At 41.0% G+C, this 18,777-nt stretch carries 15 protein-coding genes; 6 read left to right on the top strand and 9 right to left on the bottom strand.

Translation table 11 applies throughout. The features are described from left to right. Nucleotides 1-18 precede the first annotated feature (18 nt). Genes PVK62_RS04895 through pilM form a run of 4 tightly spaced genes read right to left on the bottom strand, consistent with a single transcriptional unit; the run spans nt 19 to nt 2,627 of the window. The gene (locus tag PVK62_RS04895) at nt 19-540 is read right to left on the bottom strand and encodes a pilus assembly protein PilP (protein ID WP_274442396.1); all 522 of its coding nucleotides are present in this window, start codon (nt 538-540) and stop codon (nt 19-21) included. After that, on the bottom strand, nt 533-1,114 hold the full coding sequence (locus tag PVK62_RS04890) for a type 4a pilus biogenesis protein PilO (protein WP_274442528.1): 582 nt from the start codon (nt 1,112-1,114) through the stop codon (nt 533-535). Before PVK62_RS04890 ends, PVK62_RS04895 begins: the two co-directional genes overlap by 8 nt. Further along, nucleotides 1,114-1,677, bottom strand: coding sequence for a PilN domain-containing protein (locus PVK62_RS04885; protein ID WP_274442395.1), 564 nt, complete (start codon nt 1,675-1,677; stop codon nt 1,114-1,116). The genes PVK62_RS04890 and PVK62_RS04885 overlap by 1 nt, the downstream gene beginning before the upstream one ends. Then, nucleotides 1,662-2,627, bottom strand: a complete 966-nt coding sequence (gene pilM / locus PVK62_RS04880) for a type IV pilus biogenesis protein PilM (protein ID WP_274442394.1) — start codon at nt 2,625-2,627, stop codon at nt 1,662-1,664. The genes PVK62_RS04885 and pilM overlap by 16 nt, the downstream gene beginning before the upstream one ends. A gap of 138 nt (nt 2,628-2,765) precedes the next feature. On the opposite strand from pilM, the gene PVK62_RS04875 reads away from it, so the two are divergent. Further along, nucleotides 2,766-5,264, top strand: coding sequence for a penicillin-binding protein 1A (locus PVK62_RS04875; RefSeq protein ID WP_274442393.1), 2,499 nt, complete (start codon nt 2,766-2,768; stop codon nt 5,262-5,264). Between the two features lie 118 nt (nt 5,265-5,382). Here PVK62_RS04875 and oxyR read toward each other — a convergent pair whose 3' ends face one another. After that, on the bottom strand, nt 5,383-6,279 hold the full coding sequence (gene oxyR / locus PVK62_RS04870) for a DNA-binding transcriptional regulator OxyR (RefSeq protein ID WP_274442392.1): 897 nt from the start codon (nt 6,277-6,279) through the stop codon (nt 5,383-5,385). Between the two features lie 180 nt (nt 6,280-6,459). Here oxyR and PVK62_RS04865 point away from each other — a divergent pair, with 180 nt between their 5' ends. The 3 genes from PVK62_RS04865 to PVK62_RS04855 all read left to right on the top strand — a co-directional run bounded on the left by PVK62_RS04865 (nt 6,460) and on the right by PVK62_RS04855 (nt 9,197). Continuing rightward, nucleotides 6,460-7,188 (top strand): glutathione peroxidase, encoded by a 729-nt coding sequence (locus tag PVK62_RS04865; protein ID WP_274442391.1) that lies wholly within the window; start codon nt 6,460-6,462, stop codon nt 7,186-7,188. Between the two features lie 181 nt (nt 7,189-7,369). Further along, nucleotides 7,370-8,836, top strand: a complete 1,467-nt coding sequence (locus PVK62_RS04860; RefSeq protein WP_274442390.1) for a dihydrolipoyl dehydrogenase — start codon at nt 7,370-7,372, stop codon at nt 8,834-8,836. A 103-nt stretch (nt 8,837-8,939) separates the two neighbouring features. After that, nucleotides 8,940-9,197 (top strand): DUF3624 domain-containing protein, encoded by a 258-nt coding sequence (locus tag PVK62_RS04855; RefSeq protein WP_274442388.1) that lies wholly within the window; start codon nt 8,940-8,942, stop codon nt 9,195-9,197. A gap of 155 nt (nt 9,198-9,352) precedes the next feature. On the opposite strand, the gene argH is transcribed toward PVK62_RS04855, so the two are convergent. From argH to argC, 4 genes are all read right to left on the bottom strand, one after another. Further along, nucleotides 9,353-11,227 carry an argininosuccinate lyase gene (gene argH / locus PVK62_RS04850; protein WP_274442387.1) on the bottom strand — a complete coding sequence of 625 codons (1,875 nt, stop codon included), beginning with the start codon at nt 11,225-11,227 and terminating at the stop codon, nt 9,353-9,355. A 291-nt stretch (nt 11,228-11,518) separates the two neighbouring features. Continuing rightward, complete coding sequence (locus PVK62_RS04845; protein WP_274442386.1) at nt 11,519-12,730, bottom strand: argininosuccinate synthase; 1,212 nt, start codon at nt 12,728-12,730, stop codon at nt 11,519-11,521. 67 nt (nt 12,731-12,797) lie between these two features. Continuing rightward, on the bottom strand, nt 12,798-13,580 hold the full coding sequence (gene argB, locus PVK62_RS04840; RefSeq protein WP_274442385.1) for an acetylglutamate kinase: 783 nt from the start codon (nt 13,578-13,580) through the stop codon (nt 12,798-12,800). A 15-nt stretch (nt 13,581-13,595) separates the two neighbouring features. Continuing rightward, complete coding sequence (gene argC / locus PVK62_RS04835) at nt 13,596-14,600, bottom strand: N-acetyl-gamma-glutamyl-phosphate reductase (RefSeq protein WP_274442384.1); 1,005 nt, start codon at nt 14,598-14,600, stop codon at nt 13,596-13,598. A gap of 206 nt (nt 14,601-14,806) precedes the next feature. On the opposite strand from argC, the gene argE reads away from it, so the two are divergent. Together argE and ppc are read left to right on the top strand one after the other, a co-directional pair. Next, nucleotides 14,807-15,943, top strand: coding sequence for an acetylornithine deacetylase (argE, locus tag PVK62_RS04830; RefSeq protein ID WP_274442383.1), 1,137 nt, complete (start codon nt 14,807-14,809; stop codon nt 15,941-15,943). A 177-nt stretch (nt 15,944-16,120) separates the two neighbouring features. Continuing rightward, complete coding sequence (gene ppc / locus PVK62_RS04825; protein WP_274442382.1) at nt 16,121-18,751, top strand: phosphoenolpyruvate carboxylase; 2,631 nt, start codon at nt 16,121-16,123, stop codon at nt 18,749-18,751. Nucleotides 18,752-18,777: the final 26 nt, after the last annotated feature.

The raw sequence follows: 18,777 nt of genomic DNA, 5'->3' as shown, positions 1-18,777 counted from the left end.
CCTATTTTTGTTCCGCACTTATTTTAATACCAAGGCGAACTTTCTTTTTTTCCAGCAACCTAAACCATCACTTAAGATCTCTTTAATAATGATTTTATTTGATTGAATACTGATGAGTTTTCCATTATTACGTCCTATATATTGGCCTTTACGGACATTAACCACATTGCCATTTGGGATTTCTATTAAGGCAATAACATCAGACTTAACCCCTATCATTCCTTTCAATCTCAACCGTTTCAAAGAGTAGTGTTCCAGTGGATCTTTTTTCTTTCTACTCCGTGGCTGCCAACAGTTTTTTGTCTCTAGCGGTTGTGAGGTTATCTCTGTTGGATGTGGTAATGAAAAAGGAGAGCGGAGGTTAACTTTAGTGTATGGCTCAACTTCAAAAGAGCGCGCGGGAGATAAGCCTTCTATTTCAGCACCACCCTTTTGCTTTGCTTCACTATAAAAGAGATTCAAAGGTTCTTTATTCGCTTTGCAACCAATAAGAGTGAGCATAAAAATAATAGTGATTATTAACCTAAATCGATTATTCATAAGCGCTCTTAAGCTGATAGGTATTTGCCATCACTCGAAAGTGCAACATATCACTCTCTAGCGTGATTCTTTGAATATCCACCACATCTAAGCTAATCATCCGCGGCAGATCAGCAATCGCTTCTGAGAATGCACCTATGTCATGGTACTTGCCTGTTGCTTCAATATTCAATGGTAGCTTATAAAAGAAAGGTTGTTCCTCTCTCTCACCCCAATCAATTCGTGTAAAGCTTAATTGATGATTAATGCCACTCTGATTAATAGACGAAAGCACACTTGCTAACTCTTTTTGTGCTGGCAATTGCCGCGCTAAAAAATAATAGCGTAAGTTCAGCTCACTAAGTTGACGATCTATTTGAGGCACCACTGCAATTTGCTTATATTTATATTCAACCGTACTTCTTAACGAGAGTTCTTCTGCTTTCATCTGCTCAATATCATCAATAAGGGGCTGCAGAAAAAACCAATATCCGGCACTTTTAACCACAAGACATAAAAGTAAAATAACCACTATTTTTGGCAGCAGTGGCCACTCTGCTATTTCATCCAAATCCAACGCTAACCAGTCAGTCATCATCCCTCAAAGCCCACGAAAGGAAGCAGCGTAAATGACACATCAAAACGGTTAACCTCGCTATTAAATACCGCTCGTTCAGAAACAATAGAGTGGATTTTCACTGATGTTATAGCTTGAGATTGTTCTAATTTATCTAACATACTGGCAAGGTGAGCATGGCTGTCACTCACCCCACTGAGTTCCACTTTCCTTTCATGGATACGAACTTTATTAAGATAGATACCCTCTGTAATAATCTCAGGTAACGTATTCAGCAATTGAGTGGTTTTATTTTTATTCTGTTGCAGTTCTTCCACCGCAGTTAAGCGCTGTAGCCTCTCTTGATACTGTTTTTTGATGGTGTTTAATTGTATTAATTCTCGATCCAGCGTCTCTATATGCGCTTCTAAGGAGCTATTTCTCTTCGCTTGTTGCGAGTACTGGCTGTGCAAATAATTAAAACCACTCCATTGGGACACTGCGACTAAGACAATGACAAAAAGCAGCACCAATACAAATCGATTCTTATGCTTGGTACGCTCTCTCTCCCTCCAAGCTAATAAGTTTATTTGGTAAGCCATTCAATTCCTCTTAATCCTAAACCTAAAGCGGAGGCATATTGATTAATAGATGTCTCAACATAAGGCGGTGTCTTACTTGATGCTTGAAATAAAGAGAGAAGATTAAACGCCAAAGTAGGCAATGATATTTCATCACTCAATAAATAAGCTAAGTCTGGATATAGGGAGCCACCACCGGTAATCCACACACCTTCTACTTTGTGATCATGAATTGAAGAATACAAAGTGATTTGACGACGGATATGTTCAGATAATTGAGTGATGTATTGTTCTCTATTATTTGTATTTTGAACTATTGATGCACCAAAAGTAACTTGCTTGCTGTATAAGTGCTGGTTAGGAGAGGTGATGCAAAATATTAGCTGTTGATATCCAATATCGACCAATATCCAATTATTTTTATCTGGATAGACAGCTACTCCTCGCTGCCATAACGCTAGTAATGAGTGCGAATGAATGTCTGCAAGTACCGTCAGGAAACCTGCACTTTCTATACACTTCTGACGAGAGTGAACAATCTCTTTACGGGTAGCGAATACTTGATAATTCTTTATTTTTAAATCATCACTTTCCAACGGTTTTATCATAGAGAAATCGATATTTAATTCAGCAGAAGAGAGTGATGTTTGTTTTTCAAATGCATGAGTAAGAGTAAATTCTATTTCTTTGTCATCCAATTGGCTGTCTATCTGAATTAACTTACTCATTATGTGATGATCGGGAATAGAAAAAGCGACCCGTTTTTGATTTGATTTTACTCTTCTTTTTAATTGAGATAACTGTAGTTTTACACTTTCATTTAATAATCGCCCCCCCTCTACAAACACTGGCGCCGATAAAGGCATTTCATGGCAGCTCATCCATTCTAATTGACCTCTTTTTAACCTTACAGAGGCGACTTTAATGCTATGATGCCCTATATCTAAACCGGTAATGGTGGGATAGTTCATCTTGAGTTAACTCCAGGTAATAAATAAATATCTCAAATTTAAGCGTTTATTTGCGTTATCTTTTGTTGTGTTATATTTATACTACTCAGTTACGGGTTAGAAACGACAATACAGATTAAAGTAAACGGGAATTATCAGGTGAAGTTCATAAAGGCACTGCTTATAGCTACATTGGTTTGCATTATTCTTGGGGTCACAACAATTTTTGGTTTTTACCAATATGTGAAACCAGAATTACCAGACGTGGCAACATTGAAAGATGTACAACTACAAACACCAATGCAGGTATATAGCCGCGATGGTAAATTAATTGCTCAATTTGGCGAAAAGCGTCGTATTCCGCTTAAATTAGAAGAGATGCCTCCTCATTTACTTGAAGCGATTATTGCGACCGAAGACAGTCGCTTTTATAGCCATTATGGGTTTGACCCAATCGGTATTACTCGTGCTGCTTTTGCTGTTGTAGCTTCAGGCTCAGCAAAACAAGGGGCAAGTACCATTACTCAACAACTTGCGCGTAATTTCTTCTTATCTAATGAGAAGAAAATCATGCGTAAAATTAAAGAGATTTTTATTGCCGTTCATATCGAGCAATTGCTAACAAAACAAGAAATCTTAGAACTCTATCTAAATAAAATTTATCTTGGTTACCGCTCTTATGGCGTTGGCGCAGCAGCTCATGTTTATTTTGGTAAAGAAATTGGACAACTTACTTTAGGTGAAGTTGCCATTATTGCAGGCCTACCAAAAGCACCATCGACAATGAATCCTATCTATTCAGTTGATCGTTCAACGACTCGTCGCAATGTTGTTTTAGCTCGCATGCTTGATGAAAATTACATTACTAAGCAAGAATTTGACGATGCTAAAGCCGAAGTCATTATCTCTAAATACCATGGTGCAGAGATTGAACTACAAGCGCCTTATATTGCAGAAATCGCTCGTGCTTGGATGGTTAATAAGTACGGTGAAGAAGCCGCTTATACTTCTGGTATGAATATCTACACGACTGTCGATTCAAAAATGCAAGCGGAAGCAAACAAAGCATCAATTGATAACCTGCTGGCTTATGACGAACGTCATGGCTTCCGTGGTGCGGTGAAAACAGTGTGGGAACCAAAAGCGACACCACTTGATGAAAAAGCAATCGCTAAACACCTTAGAAATGAACCTTCTTATGGTGAGCTAATGCCAGCGGTTGTTTTATCTATTAAAGGAAAAACGGCAACCGTTGATATTAAAAACAACGGTATCGCTACCATTCCATGGGATGGCTTAAAATGGGCTCGTCGCTTTAAAACTGACAAACGTCAAGGTCCAGCACCTCGTCGTGCAGCAGATATTTTAGCGGTAGGAGAGCAAGTTTATGTTCGCCCATTAAGCCAAGAAACCCAAGATGATGTAACAACGACGGTGTGGAAGCTAAGCCAAGTGCCTGCTGCCAATACCGCTTTTGTTGCCATGGACCCAACAGATGGCGCAATAACGTCATTAGTTGGTGGTTTCAACTTTGTTCATAATAAATTTAACCGTGCAACACAATCTGTGCGTCAGGTTGGTTCTAGTATTAAGCCATTTATCTACTCTGCTGCTCTTTACCATGGAAAAACACTCGCAAGCTTGGTAAATGATGCTCCGATCAATACTTGGGATCAGAGTCAAGGTACTGCATGGCGACCTAAAAATTCGCCACCAACTTATGTTGGCCCTGCTCGCCTACGTATTGGTTTAGCTCAATCTAAAAACGTAATGGCGGTTCGTGTATTACGTGACGTCGGTTTAGATGAAACCATTGATTACCTAACTCGCTTTGGCTTTAAAAAGGAAGACATTCCACACTCTGAAACCATTGCACTAGGTGCCGGTAGTTTAACGCCAGTACAAATGGCACAAGGCTTTGCTGTATTTGCCAATAATGGTTACTACGTAGAGCCTTACTACATCGACCACATTAATGACCCATTTGGTGATGAGGTGTATAAAGCGACACCAAAAACCATTTGCCAAACAAATTGTTCGAATCAAAATGATGAAGACTCGCCTTATGCGAAGAAAGTGATTTCTGCACAAAATGCATTCTTAACTAAGGAAATGATGTACAGCAATATTTGGGGCGGTGGTAGCTGGCGTAAAGGTACAGGCTGGAACGGCACTGGCTGGCGAGCACAAGTATTAAAACGTCGTGATATTGGTGGTAAAACAGGGACAACCAATGACTCTGTTGATGCTTGGTATAACGGCTATGGACCAAATGTAGTAGCAACAGCATGGGTTGGTTTTGATAACCCATCACACCGATTAGGTTACACCACAAAAAATGACAACATGACCAAAGAAGAAATGTCCTTTGGTGGTGAAGCGGGTGGCAAAACAGCTATCTATGCGTGGATAAACTTTATGAAAGTGGCGCTTGAAGGTGTACCAGAAGAGCAACAACGCCTTCCAGCAAACATCATTAAAGTCAAAATAGACCGTGAAACAGGCCTATTGACCAATAAAAATGATGAGACCAGTATGTGGGAATATTTTGCCGGAGGAACAGAACCGACAGAATACGTAAAACAAGATTTCCAAGATACGCTTTATTCATCCGGTGATGCTGATGGTGATGGAATGGAAGACGAAAGTCTCTTCTAACCTCGTTATCATCAAGCCATAAAAAAGGACGCTAATTTAGCGTCCTTTTTGTTTCTTATCGCTCAATAGAATTGATACCAATGTAACTAATTAGATGATCTATTTATTGGAATTGGTATTAGCAAATAACCTCTGTCATTTTCTTTTCGATCTCTTTAGCTAAATCTTCATAACGAGATCGCAATGGTGAGCCGGGGCGATAAGCCAATACGATTTGTCGATGCGGTACAGGATCTTTCGCTGGTAAATAGCAGACTCCATCACGTACTTTCTCTTTAGGTACTGAAAGATATGGCATTAATGTAATTCCACTGCCCGCAGCAACCATATTACGTAATGTTTCTAAGCTGGTGGCTTTGAAATGGTCATCATCCTTAGCTCCAGCAGCAAAACAAAATCCTAATGCTTGATCTCGTAAACAATGCCCATCCCCTAGCATTAAAACTGACTCACCACTTAATCGAGACATGTCTATTGTCCCTTCATTCGCCCATTTATGATCGGTTGGCACCGCCAGCACCATTGGCTCGTCATAAACTGCTATTTCAATAAATGCGCTGGTTTCATCAACAGAGGCCAATATCATGCAGTCAATCTTGCCCTCTTCTAACATTTTAACTAATTGATGCGTTTGAGCCTCATGCAGGTACAGATTTAAGTCTGGAAATCTTTCTTTTAATGTTGGCACAATCCAAGGTAAAACATAAGGTCCGACTGTAGGTATAAAACCAAGATGTAATGGTCCCGTCATTTCCTTACCTTGTTGGTTAGCAAGTTCAGAGAAACGTTTGACCTCAATTAGGATCCGCTTAGCCTGCTCTACTAACTGTAAGCCTGCATCAGTAAATAACACCTTACGGCTAGTTCTTTCCAATAAGGTTAATCCCACTTCTTCTTCTAGCTTCTTGATCTGCCCACTTAGTGTCGGCTGACTAACAAAACAAGACTCTGCCGCCTTACGAAAATGTTTATGCTCAGCAAGTGCGACCAAGTACTCAAAATCACGGATATTCATGTATTACACTCCTGACAGCTTTGATTCATAATATGCCAACAAATTTGATAGCTTTTAACGATTGAAACGATAACACCAAACGATTAGAACTATCAAGAAGGCTTTTGCATAATAGCTACATCAACCGGGCAGACCCCGAATAAAAAATTTAAAATTAATTAAAATTTAAAGGACATCATTATGTTTACATCTAAAGAAGGTCAATCAGTTCCTCAAGTTACATTTCCAACACGTAAAGGTGATGCTTGGGTTAACGTAACAACAGAAGAACTATTTAAAGACAAAACCGTTATCGTATTTAGCCTTCCTGGTGCATTTACTCCAACGTGTTCTTCAAGCCACCTACCTCGTTACAACGAATTACATTCTGTATTTAAAGAGAATGGTGTAGATGACATCTTATGTGTATCTGTAAACGATACGTTTGTAATGAACGCATGGAAATCAGACCAAGAAGCAGAAAACATCACCTTCATTCCAGATGGTAACGGCGAATTCACAGATGGCATGGGCATGCTAGTTGAGAAAAATGACCTTGGATTTGGTAAGCGTTCATGGCGTTACAGCATGCTAGTTAAAAATGGCGTAGTTGAAAAAATGTTTATCGAAGAAGACGTTGCAGGCGACCCGTTCAACGTATCTGATGCCGATACTATGCTGAACTACCTAGCGCCTGAACACAAAGAGCAAGAGTCAATCACAGTATTCACTAAACCAGGCTGTCCTTTCTGTATGAAAGCGAAACAGAACCTAATCGACAAAGGCCTAAATTATGAAGAAGTGGTTCTAGGCAAAGACGCGACAACCGTTAGCCTACGTGCAATTACGGGTCGTGCTACCGTTCCTCAAGTATTCATCGGTGGCAAACACATCGGTGGTAGCGAAGAGCTAGAAACGTTCCTAGGTTAATCTATTAAGATAGACCATCGACTAGCCCACCACTTTGTGGGCTAGTTGAGCATTTCAAAGATTAGAAAACACAGCAACGCTAAACAATCAAACCAACCTATTATTCTGACTGGCTTAAAAAACATAATAAAAGTCGGAAGGGTTCGTTCATTCAAAATAAAGCGATTACGAGAGAATTATTATGAAACAAGTCAATGTAGATGTAGCTGTTATCGGTGGTGGTACAGCAGGTTTGGGCTCTTACCGTGCAGCAAAAGAACATACTGACAGTGTTGTTATGATTGAAGGCGGACCTTATGGTACCACTTGTGCTCGCGTTGGTTGCATGCCATCAAAACTGTTAATTGCAGCAGCAGAAAGCGTTCATCAAATTGAAAAAGCGCCTCAATTTGGTATTCACCCTCAAGGTGAGATCGTAATTAACGGCCGTGAAGTCATGGAGCGAGTGAAATTTGAACGTGACCGTTTTGTTGGTTTTGTTTTAGAAGGCGTTGATGAAATACCAGCCGAAGATAAGATCTCTGGCTACGCTAAGTTTTTAGATGACAATACATTACAAGTTGACGACCACACTATCGTCACTGCAAAACGCATTGTTATCGCTACAGGCTCTCGCCCTGCTTACCCTGCAGTTTGGAATGAACTGGGTGATCGTTTGATCATCAATGATGATGTATTTAATTGGGATGATTTACCAAAATCAGTCGCGGTATTTGGCCCTGGTGTTATTGGCCTTGAGCTTGGTCAATCGCTTCACCGTTTAGGTGTTGATACTAAACTGTTTGGTTTAGGTGGCCAAGTTGGTCCGGTAACCGACCCTGAAGTAATGGCTTATGCAAACAAAGCCTTTAATGAAGAATTCTATCTTGATGCTGATGTTAAAATTGAAAGCATGAAGCGCATCACCACTGAATCTGGTGAAGATCGTGTTGAGATTATATTCATCAATAAGCAAGGTGAACTAGAAACTAATCTTGTTGAATATGTATTAGCAGCAACAGGTCGTCGCCCAAATACCGATAAATTAGGTCTAGAGAATACATCCATTGAACTAGATGAACGTGGCGTTCCAACGGCAGACCATTACACGCTACAAACATCACTATCAACCGTATTTATTGCAGGTGATGCAAGTAACCAACTGCCACTATTGCACGAAGCAGCAGACCAAGCACGTATAGCGGGTGATAATGCAGGTCGCTTCCCTGAGATCCGTGCAGGCCTTCGCCGTTCGAAAATCTCTGCGGTATTCTCTGACCCACAAATTGCGATGGTTGGTGAAACCTATAAAGAAATTACAACACGCTTAGGCACTTGTGGTTGTTTCGCAACCGGTGAGGTCTCTTTTGAAAACCAAGGTCGCTCACGAGTGATGCTACGTAACAAAGGTATTCTTCATGTATACGGAGAGCAAGGAACTGGTCGCTTCCTAGGTGCTGAAATGATGGGGCCAAATGCAGAGCACTTAGCACACCTATTAGCTTGGGCACATCAAAATAAGATGACGATCTCAGACATGCTCGATATGCCTTTCTACCACCCAGTGATTGAAGAAGGCGTTCGTACTGCCCTTCGTGATTTAAATGCTAAATTACATTTAGGCCCAGAAACGATCAAACATTGTATGGATTGTGGCCCAGGTTGTTAATCTGATTAAACAATATTAAAAAAATAAAAGACCAATGTTTGCGCATTGGTCTTTTTGCATTTAAAGTTCAGAGCATTGCGTATTAGCCTAAGAATCTATCATCATGTCCTGTAAAACTTGTCGTTCAGACATCTTTAAACAAAAGCTCGGTCGTTGCTCTCGTTGCATGAAACAGCTGACTTTTCTCTCTATCGGTGGCTGGGTCACATGGCTAGAGTTCTTTCAACCAACCCCCTATCAAATAGAAGCAATTGCTACTTTTATGATAAGTAGTACTTTTACCAGTTTACTTACTCTGCATCTATTAATGATGCTCTACTATCGATTAACATCAAAAAATACGATGGCGTACAAAAAATAAAGCCCCGATATCAAAATAGATATCGGGGCCTCTTAGAATCTGTCTAAGAAAAAGCAGTTATTAATAAGACTAGTATCTAATTAAAAAGTTCACCACATTTTCTTTTTTATTTTGAGTATTTAGTTAACTGTCTCGCATAACTATTGTAATACTCATTAAGCAACACTGGTTTTAATGATCACGTGCTCTTGGAGGTTAACTTCAAGTGCAACTTCATCACACGCGTGTTGACGAGGACACTGATCGCAATCTTTCAACACTTTCTCTGGCAGTAACGAACGAGAGGTTGGAATGAAATCTTGTTTCATAAAGAACTCAGGAACACGAGTTAATACAAAGACTTTCTTAATCGCCATTTCACGAGCTTTCTCAACTAAGTGTTGAACAATCGCTTTTCCTTGGCCTTGACTCTGCCAACCCGCTTCAACGCCTAGCGAACGAATCTCCGCTAAGCCAGAATCGTATACGTATAAAGAGGCACACCCTGTAACCTCACCGTGATGCTCTGATACAGCAAACGAACCGATATCACGCACTAGTTCGTTACGATTACGAGGTAAGTTCTCACCAAGGCCAGCCCAATACGCGACCATACCTTCTAGCGCATCTAAATCAGTCAAACGGGCGGGACGTACTTTCACGCCAATTGAATCGCGCTCATCTAAACGTTTACCTGCTTGCTCGACAGCATAAGCGACCTGCTCAGGTGCAACGCCACCAAGTGCACAACGTTTAGCTAAACAAGATTCAATGGTTAAGATCTCATATACATCGTCTTCTATTACATCAGAGAATACTTTTAACTCTGTAATAGAAAGCTCCTCTAGTGCACACCCTTTCTCAATCGCTCCGACTACAGCCACACCGACAATATGGTGCGCTTCACGGAATGGGATACCCTTTGCTACTAAATAATCCGCTAACTCTGTTGAGTTTGCATAACCTTGTTTTGCCGCTTCAAGTGTACGCTCACCATTAATTTTGATGCCTTCAAAACATAAAGCGGCCATTTCGATACAATCAGACCAGCTGTCTAGTGCATCAAATAAGCCTTCTTTATCTTCTTGCATATCCTTGTTATAAGCCAGCGGTAGCGCTTTTACTGTCATCATCATGCCAGCCAATGCCCCGTAGACACGGCCACATTTACCACGAATAAGCTCTAATGCATCTGGGTTTTTCTTTTGTGGCATTAACGATGAACCTGACGTTACCGTATCCGCCAACTCAATGAAGTTTGATTCACCTGAGTTATAAAAAATCATATCTTCTGCAAGACGCGATAAATGAACCATTGAGATTGAAGCAATCGACATTAGCTCCATCACATGATCACGATCCGATACCGAATCTAAACTGTTACGCGTTGCACGTTGGAAGCCAAGATTACGAGCTAGTTTCTCACGATCCATCGGATAAGCCGTACCCGCTAGCGCACCTGAACCTAATGGACAAGTATCTAAACGATTAATCGCATCTTCAAGACGAGAGTGATCACGCTCAATCATTTCAACGTAAGCTAAACACCAATGAGCAAATGTCACAGGTTGTGCACGCTGTAAGTGCGTATAGCCTGGCAGTACCGTTGCTTGATGTTCCGATGCTACATTAACTAGCTGATTAAGAAGTAAATCAAGAGTACGAAGTAATTGATGACCTTGTTGGCGACACCACAGTTTTAAATCCGTCGCTACTTGGTCGTTACGCGAACGACCTGTATGTAGTTTTTTACCTAAATCACCCACCTTACCAATCAGTTGTGTTTCTACCCAACTATGAATATCTTCAGCATCAGAAAGTAATATTTGCTCAGGATCTTCCATCACTTCCAGCTTTAATTCATTTAAAGCTAATTCAAGTTTTTGCTGCTCAAGCTCTGAAATTACATTAACCGAAAGTAGTGCTTTAGACCATGCAATAGAGCCAACAATATCTTGCTCTGCAAGGCGATAATCGATACGAAGTGAATCGTTAAATTGTTTAAATCTTGTGTCTGCCGCTTGACTAAAACGTCCGCCCCATAATGCCATGGTGTCTCTCCTAAATGCACAGTGCTCACTGCTTTTTGCAAATATTAATTCTGATTCAATTCAGTATTTTTCTTGATGATTCAAACTTACGGCAATTCCAGACAAAGATAAAGAATTAAATTCATTATTTTTACATATCTATTCAAAACCACTCTATTATAATTCATCAAGGCAAAAAAAATCGAAGTCCATTTTATTATTAAATGAACTTCGATTAGTGTAAATCAAATTGTTTAACAGTTGTTATTAATTATATGTAGCCACCAATATATGCGAGTCATTCACTTGAAGCTACTTACTGTTTAGCGCACGAATACGGCTTGATAGTGAATAAAGACGAATAAAGCCTTCAGCATGGCTTTGGTCATACACTTCATCTGCACCAAACGTGGCAAACTCTTCTGAATATAAGCTGTTATCGGAACGCTTTTGAGTGACTGTTGCTTGACCTTTATACAGCTTAATCACTACTTCACCATTTACGTCTTGTGCCAACTCTTCTGTTGCAGCTAGGATAGACTTACACAGCGGCGTAAACCAACGCCCATCATAAACAAGATGAGACGCTTTAATGCCTAGCTCTTCACGGAACTCAAATGACGCTTTATCTAAAACAAGTTGTTCTACTGCACGCAATGCTTCATTAATGATGGTACCGCCAGGGGTTTCATAACAACCACGAGACTTCATCCCTACCAAACGGTTCTCAACAATATCAATACGACCAACACCGTGCTTAATACCTTTCTCATTTAGGTAAACAACCACTTCATAAGGAGTCATCGCTTTACCATCAACAGCAACAACCGCGCCTTTTTCTACTTTAATTAACACTGTTTCTGATTCATTTGGTGCTTGTTCTGGATCTACCGTCCATGCCCAGCAATCATCATTTGGCGCATTCCATGTATCTTCAAGAACACCTCCTTCTGTAGAGATATGCCATGCATTCGCATCACGAGAATAAATCTTAGTTAATGATGCAGAACAAGGGATATTACGCTCAGCAAGGTAATCAAGACACTCTTCACGACTCACTAAATCCCACTCACGCCATGGCGCTATTACGTGTAGATCTGGTGCCAATGCAGCAAAGGCGCCTTCAAAACGAATTTGGTCATTACCTTTACCTGTACAGCCATGACACAATGCATCGGCTCCCACATTACGTGCGACTTCAACTTGTGCTTTAGCAATAATAGGACGTGCCATTGATGTGCCTAGTAGATATTTACCTTCGTACAAAGCACCTGTTTTAAGCGTTGGATAAATGTATTCAGCGACCATTTCTTCTTTTAGATCAGCGATATAACATTCAGTCGCCCCTGATGCGATGGCTTTTGCTTCAATGCCTTCTAGCTCTTCAGCACCTTGGCCAACATCAGCGACAAATGCGATAACTTCACAGTGGTAGTTTTCTTTTAGCCATGGGATGATCACAGAGGTATCTAGGCCACCTGAGTATGCAACAACAACCTTGTTTACTTTTATTTTCTTGCTCATTCTATTCTCCTTGCTCCGCATACTCGCGGCGACTGTATTCTATAAACTAAAAATTAAAACTCATTGCCTACTTAGGCTGAAACTGAGTACCGATGCTGTTTCCAATAAACAAATCAGCTAATTTTTCTGGAGAGCGCCATGAAGCCACTTCTATCGCTCTACCTAATTCTTGTGCTGCTTCTAGTGCCGCACGAACTTTCACAATCATGCCATCAGTAATGACATCTTGTTGGATCAATAACTCAGCTTGCTCTGAATCCAAATGGGTGATCAGCTGCTTTTCACTATCCAAGACACCAGCCACATCCGAAAGTAAGACTAAATCAGCATCTAATGCTGCCGCAACAGCGACTGCAGCTTGATCGGCATTAACATTCATTAACTCACCTTGAGCTGTAATACCAATAGAGCTAATAATAGGAGTAACTCGCGTCGCTAAAATAGCATTTAACACGGTAGCATCACCTGCAGTCGCTAAACCTACATTACCTAGTTCAGGATTAAGTTGTGTGATATGACATAAACCGCCATCAGCCAAACTTAACCCCATCGCATTCACACCATTCTTCATTGCTTGACCTTGCAGCATTTTATTGGCCGTACCAGCCAGAGCACCGGTGATATAGCCAATTTGGTCTTTTGGCGTAACGCGTAATCCTTCTTTTTTAACCGTTTCAAGTTGTAACTTAGCCATCAACTCATCAACTAGGTAACCACCACCATGCACAATAACTAACGATCGCTGAGCTTGTTGTTGATAGTTTGAAACGGTTTTAAATAATTGTGTTAACGTTTCGGTCGATGATAATACTGCACCACCTAACTTAATCACCAATGGACGCTGGTTCATACTAAACTCCATACTCTATATTAATGCCGTTAACATAGGAAAACCAAAACGAATATTAATGCATTGCATTGCTTGGCTTGACGCCCCTTTTAATAAGTTATCAATCGCCGAAACAACAATCAGATGTTCACCTTGTACTTTCCAGCCTATATCGCAGAAAGGCGTTTTTTCAACAGATTGAATTTTTGGCATCTCATTTCCAAGTAAACGAACCACGGGTGTTTCTGCATAGGCGCTATTAAATGCCTTTTGAATGTCCGCTTCTGTTACCCCTTTCTCTAACTTGGTTGTGATCGTCGCTAAAATGCCACGTTTGAAATTACCAAGATGAGGCGTAAAGATAACATCACAGCCTAAATGCGCTGCAATTTCAGGTTGATGACGGTGATTAAAGACACCATAAGGCTGAAGGCTAACCTCACAAAAGCTGCTGGTTAAACTCGCTTTACGTCCAGCGCCAGTAACACCACTCGTCGCGTTAATTACCGGCCATTGATTCTTATCTAATAAGTTAGATTTAACTAATGGTTTTAATGCTAATTGCGACGCAGTTGGATAACAACCCGGAACCGCAACCAATTGAGCTTGAGCAATCGCTTCAGCATTCCACTCAGCCAACCCATAAACTGCTTTATCCAACCACTCTTCATATTGATGCTCAAAACCATAATACTCAGAATAGAACCCCTCTTGCTTTACACGGAATGCGCCAGATAAATCAAAAACGACGCAATCATGCTCTAAAAACGTCGCCGCTAAGTCGTGACTAACTTCATGAGCAGTCGCAAGTAACACAACATCCGATTCTTTAGCAACTTGAGTAATATCCAACAACGGCTGCAGGGCGTCATCGACAATCCCCTTTAGTGAACCATAAAGATCACTGATCGCTTTGCCTTTATCTAAGCTATTTTCTGATACGTACAAACCCGCTAAAGAAAGGTGTGGGTGCTTAAATATCATCAGTGCTAATTCTGCACCAGTGTATCCGCTTGCTCCGATGATGGTTGTTTTCAACATAATACGTCCGTTTATCTCTTCATCTATTGAAGGAAAATGCCATTCAGGGTAACTTGAACGTTACACATATTTGATACTGACTTTCCTTTTTATAATTTAGTTTATTCATTAAAATTAAACTAAACTGTATTTCTATTCACTTTATGTGATTTAATATGTGTTTTACAGGGTTCTATCTTTTGTGTCAACAGTGGATGTATGAATAAATGAAATTACCAGAATTTAAAGAGTATTATCAGCAACTCATTTCGACCTCATCAATTAGCTCAACTGACTCAAGTTGGGATGAAGGCAATGCCGAAGTCATCCATAAATTAGCGCAGTGGTGTGAAGATTTAGGGTGTGAAGTCGAAATTGAAGAGATTGAAAAAGGCAAACTCAATCTATTGGCGAAATTAGGTTCAGGCGAAGGCGGGTTATTACTCGCAGGACATACAGATACCGTACCTTATGACCAAGGACGTTGGAACTATGAGCCTCATGCATTAACCGAAGCTAACGACCGATTCTATGGCCTTGGCACCGCTGATATGAAAGGCTTTTTTGCTTTCATCTTAGAGGCGATTAAAAATATCAATTGGAAAGACCAATCTAAACCACTTTATATTCTAGCAACCTGCGATGAAGAAACGACCATGCTAGGAGCTCGCCACTTTGCTTCAAACACTCAAATCAAACCGGATTACTGCATCATTGGTGAACCGACGAGCTTAAAACCTATCCGCGGACATAAAGGTCATGTCGCTAATGCCGTTCGAGTTACAGGAAAATCGGGCCACTCTTCTGATCCTGCTCATGGGGTCAACGCCTTAGAGATCATGAATGAGATCATGTTTGCCTTAATGAACTTAAAAAATAAACTGGTGAAGGAATACCACAATCCCGGTTTTTCTATTCCATACCCAACATTAAACCTTGGTCATATCCATGGTGGCGATAGTCCTAACCGTATCTGTGGCTGTTGTGAGTTACATTATGATGTGCGTCCATTACCAGGGATCAGCCTTGATGGACTCGACAATATGCTGCGTGACGCACTAAAGGAAATTGCAGCAAAATGGCCAGGGCGCATTGATATCACCCCTCTTCACGAACCTATTCCAGGTTACGAATGTAACGCAGATAGCCCAATTGTGACCAGTACTGCTGAGATTTGTGGCCAAGAAGTAGAAACAGTGAACTATTGTACCGAAGCGCCTTTCTTACAAGAACTGTGTCCAACGCTCGTTTTAGGTCCTGGTTCAATTGAACAAGCGCACCAACCTGATGAATTTTTAGCGTTTTCTTTTATTGACCCAACCATCAATGTATTAAGCAAATTAATGCACAAACATTGTTTTTAAGTGAAATAAATTTACAAAAACCGTCAATATCAAAATGAATATTCGATGATCTACGGCAAGATATTGTTTAAAAAGCCATCGTTTATTGCTCAGGATTTGACGAAGCGCCGTAAATTCGGATAGATTGGTGGTAGAAAAAACTTAGGATGTAACAAAATTACAGTATAGGAAGTATGTATGAATGAAAAGTACGCTGCTTTAAAAAGCAATGTCAGCATGTTGGGTCACTTACTTGGAAACACGATTCGAGACGCACATGGTGAAGAGCTATTAGCAAAAGTTGAAACCATTCGTAAGCTGTCTAAAACAGCACGCGCAGGAAGCGACGATGACCGAAATGCACTGATTGAAGAAATTAAAAGTCTTCCTGATGATCAACTGACTCCAGTTGCTCGTGCATTCAGTCAATTCCTAAATTTAACTAATATGGCAGAGCAGTACCATACGATTTCACGTCATTGTGAAGCTCATGTATGTGAACCTGATGCCATTAGCACCCTATTCTCTAAACTAAGCCAAAATGATGTTAGTAAGTTGGATACAGCACAAGCGGTTCGTGAATTAAACATTGAGCTTGTTTTAACGGCACATCCGACCGAAATTGCACGTCGCACCATGATCAACAAGTTGGTAAAAATCAACGAATGTTTATCAAAACTTGAGCTGGGTGATATCTCTTTCTCTGAGCGTGATAAAACAGAACGTCGCCTTGAGCAACTGATTGCACAAGCGTGGCACTCTGATGTTATCCGTCAAGAACGCCCAACACCATTAGACGAAGCAAAATGGGGCTTTGCCGTTGTTGAAAACTCATTATGGCAAGGTATTCCGGATTTCTTACGTGAATTAGACCAACGTTTAGAAGGTCACTTAGGTGAAGGCCTTCCAATCGATGCGCGTCCCGTTCACATGTCATCTTGGATGGGTGGAGACCGTGATGGTAACCCATTTGTAACGCACAAAATTACTCGCGAAGTGATGCTTCTTTCTCGCTGGAAAGCCGCCGATCTGTATTTAAAAGACATTAACGAGCTGATCAGTGAACTTTCAATGGTGAAATGTTCTGATGAAGTTCGTGAACTAGCAGGTGATCAACACGAACCTTACCGTGCGATCCTAAAACAGCTTCGTGTACTATTAGGCGACACACTTGAAAGCCTTGATGCACAAATGAAAGGTGAACGAGCGCCGAATAAAACGATTCTTTCCGATGCTGATCAATTATGGGCACCACTGTATGCGTGTTATCAATCACTGCATGCTTGTGGTATGGGTATCATTGCTGAAGGCTCACTACTAGACACGTTACGTCGTGTGAAAGCGTTTGGTGCACACCTTGTACGTTTAGATATTCGTCAAGAAAGCACACGTCACTCAAATGTACTATCAGAGCTGACTCGTTATTTAGGCATTGGTGATTACGACCAATGGAGCGAGCAAGACAAAATCTCCTTCCTTGTGAATGAGCTAAGCTCTAAGCGACCTCTTTTACCTCGTAATTGGGAGCCATCTCCTGATGTTCAAGAAGTTATCGATACCTGCAAAGTCGTTGCAGAGCAATCTAAAGAAGCATTAGGGTCTTATGTTATTTCAATGGCTCGCACTGCATCTGATGTATTAGCGGTTCATTTATTACTTCAAGAAGCTGGCTGTCCATTCCGTATGGATGTGTGCCCATTGTTTGAAACTCTGGACGATTTGAATCGTTCAAAAGAGGTCATGGAACAGCTATTCTCTATTGATTGGTACCGTGGCTTTATCCAGAACCACCAAATGGTAATGATCGGTTATTCTGACTCTGCAAAAGATGCTGGTGTAATGTCAGCAGGTTGGGCGCAATACAGCGCGATGGAAGCACTGGTTGAAGTGTGTGAGAAAGAGAGTATTGAGCTTACTTTATTCCACGGCCGTGGCGGTACTATTGGCCGTGGCGGCGCTCCAGCACATGCAGCCCTTCTGTCTCAGCCACCGAAAAGTTTAAAAGGCGGTTTACGCGTAACAGAACAAGGGGAAATGATCCGCTTTAAATTGGGTCTACCTGAAGTTGCTGTAAACAGCTTTAACCTATACGCAAGTGCGATCCTTGAAGCTAATCTTCTGCCACCACCAGAGCCAAAACAAGATTGGCGTGATCTGATGGAAGTGCTGTCTGAAGTGTCATGTGAAGCCTACCGTAATGTGGTTCGTGGCGAAAAAGACTTTGTTCCTTACTTCCGTGCAGCAACACCGGAGTTGGAACTAGGTAAACTTCCGCTAGGATCTCGCCCTGCTAAGCGTAACCCAAATGGTGGTGTTGAAAGCTTGCGTGCAATTCCATGGATCTTCTCATGGAGTCAAAACCGTTTGGTTCTTCCTGCGTGGCTAGGTGCTGGTGAAGCGATTCAATATTCAATTGATAAGGGTCACCAAGAGCTATTAGAAGAGATGTGTCGTGAATGGCCATTCTTCTCTACACGCCTTGGTATGCTTGAAATGGTTTACACCAAGTGTAATCCACAGATGTCTGAATACTATGATCAACGTTTAACAGATAAGTCTCTATGGCCTCTAGGTGAGCGTCTACGTAATCAATTACAAGCGGATATTAAAGCGGTATTGAACGTAGAGAACAGCGATCACTTAATGGAAAGTGACCCATGGGGTTCAGAGTCAATTAAACTACGTAATATTTATGTTGATCCACTAAACATGCTACAAGCTGAGCTTCTATTCCGAACTCGTCAACAAGAAGAGACATCACCAGAGCTTGAAGAAGCGCTAATGGTTACGATTGCAGGCATTTCTGCAGGTATGCGTAACACGGGTTAAACCTAAACGTTACCCCCCCTTCCTAT

This window comes from Aliivibrio sp. S3MY1 (assembly GCF_028765575.1).
In the GTDB taxonomy this organism is placed as follows: Bacteria; Pseudomonadota; Gammaproteobacteria; order Enterobacterales; family Vibrionaceae; genus Aliivibrio.
The sequence above is the reverse complement of the archived record's forward strand: the minus strand, read 5'-3'. Positions and strand labels throughout refer to the sequence as shown.

Bases quoted from the DNA above. Each gene is read 5' to 3' on its own strand.
- ppc (WP_274442382.1), top strand. From the start codon at position 16,121: ATGAATGAAAAGTACGCTGCTTTAAAAAGCAATGTCAGCATGTTGGGT.
- argH (WP_274442387.1), bottom strand. From the start codon at position 11,227: ATGGCATTATGGGGCGGACGTTTTAGTCAAGCGGCAGACACAAGATTT.
- PVK62_RS04865 (WP_274442391.1), top strand. From the start codon at position 6,460: ATGTTTACATCTAAAGAAGGTCAATCAGTTCCTCAAGTTACATTTCCA.
- argC (WP_274442384.1), bottom strand. From the start codon at position 14,600: ATGTTGAAAACAACCATCATCGGAGCAAGCGGATACACTGGTGCAGAA.
- argE (WP_274442383.1), top strand. From the start codon at position 14,807: ATGAAATTACCAGAATTTAAAGAGTATTATCAGCAACTCATTTCGACC.
- PVK62_RS04855 (WP_274442388.1), top strand. From the start codon at position 8,940: ATGTCCTGTAAAACTTGTCGTTCAGACATCTTTAAACAAAAGCTCGGT.
- pilM (WP_274442394.1), bottom strand. From the start codon at position 2,627: ATGAACTATCCCACCATTACCGGTTTAGATATAGGGCATCATAGCATT.
- PVK62_RS04895 (WP_274442396.1), bottom strand. From the start codon at position 540: ATGAATAATCGATTTAGGTTAATAATCACTATTATTTTTATGCTCACT.
- PVK62_RS04885 (WP_274442395.1), bottom strand. From the start codon at position 1,677: ATGGCTTACCAAATAAACTTATTAGCTTGGAGGGAGAGAGAGCGTACC.
- argB (WP_274442385.1), bottom strand. From the start codon at position 13,580: ATGAACCAGCGTCCATTGGTGATTAAGTTAGGTGGTGCAGTATTATCA.
- oxyR (WP_274442392.1), bottom strand. From the start codon at position 6,279: ATGAATATCCGTGATTTTGAGTACTTGGTCGCACTTGCTGAGCATAAA.
- PVK62_RS04845 (WP_274442386.1), bottom strand. From the start codon at position 12,730: ATGAGCAAGAAAATAAAAGTAAACAAGGTTGTTGTTGCATACTCAGGT.
- PVK62_RS04890 (WP_274442528.1), bottom strand. From the start codon at position 1,114: ATGACTGACTGGTTAGCGTTGGATTTGGATGAAATAGCAGAGTGGCCA.
- PVK62_RS04860 (WP_274442390.1), top strand. From the start codon at position 7,370: ATGAAACAAGTCAATGTAGATGTAGCTGTTATCGGTGGTGGTACAGCA.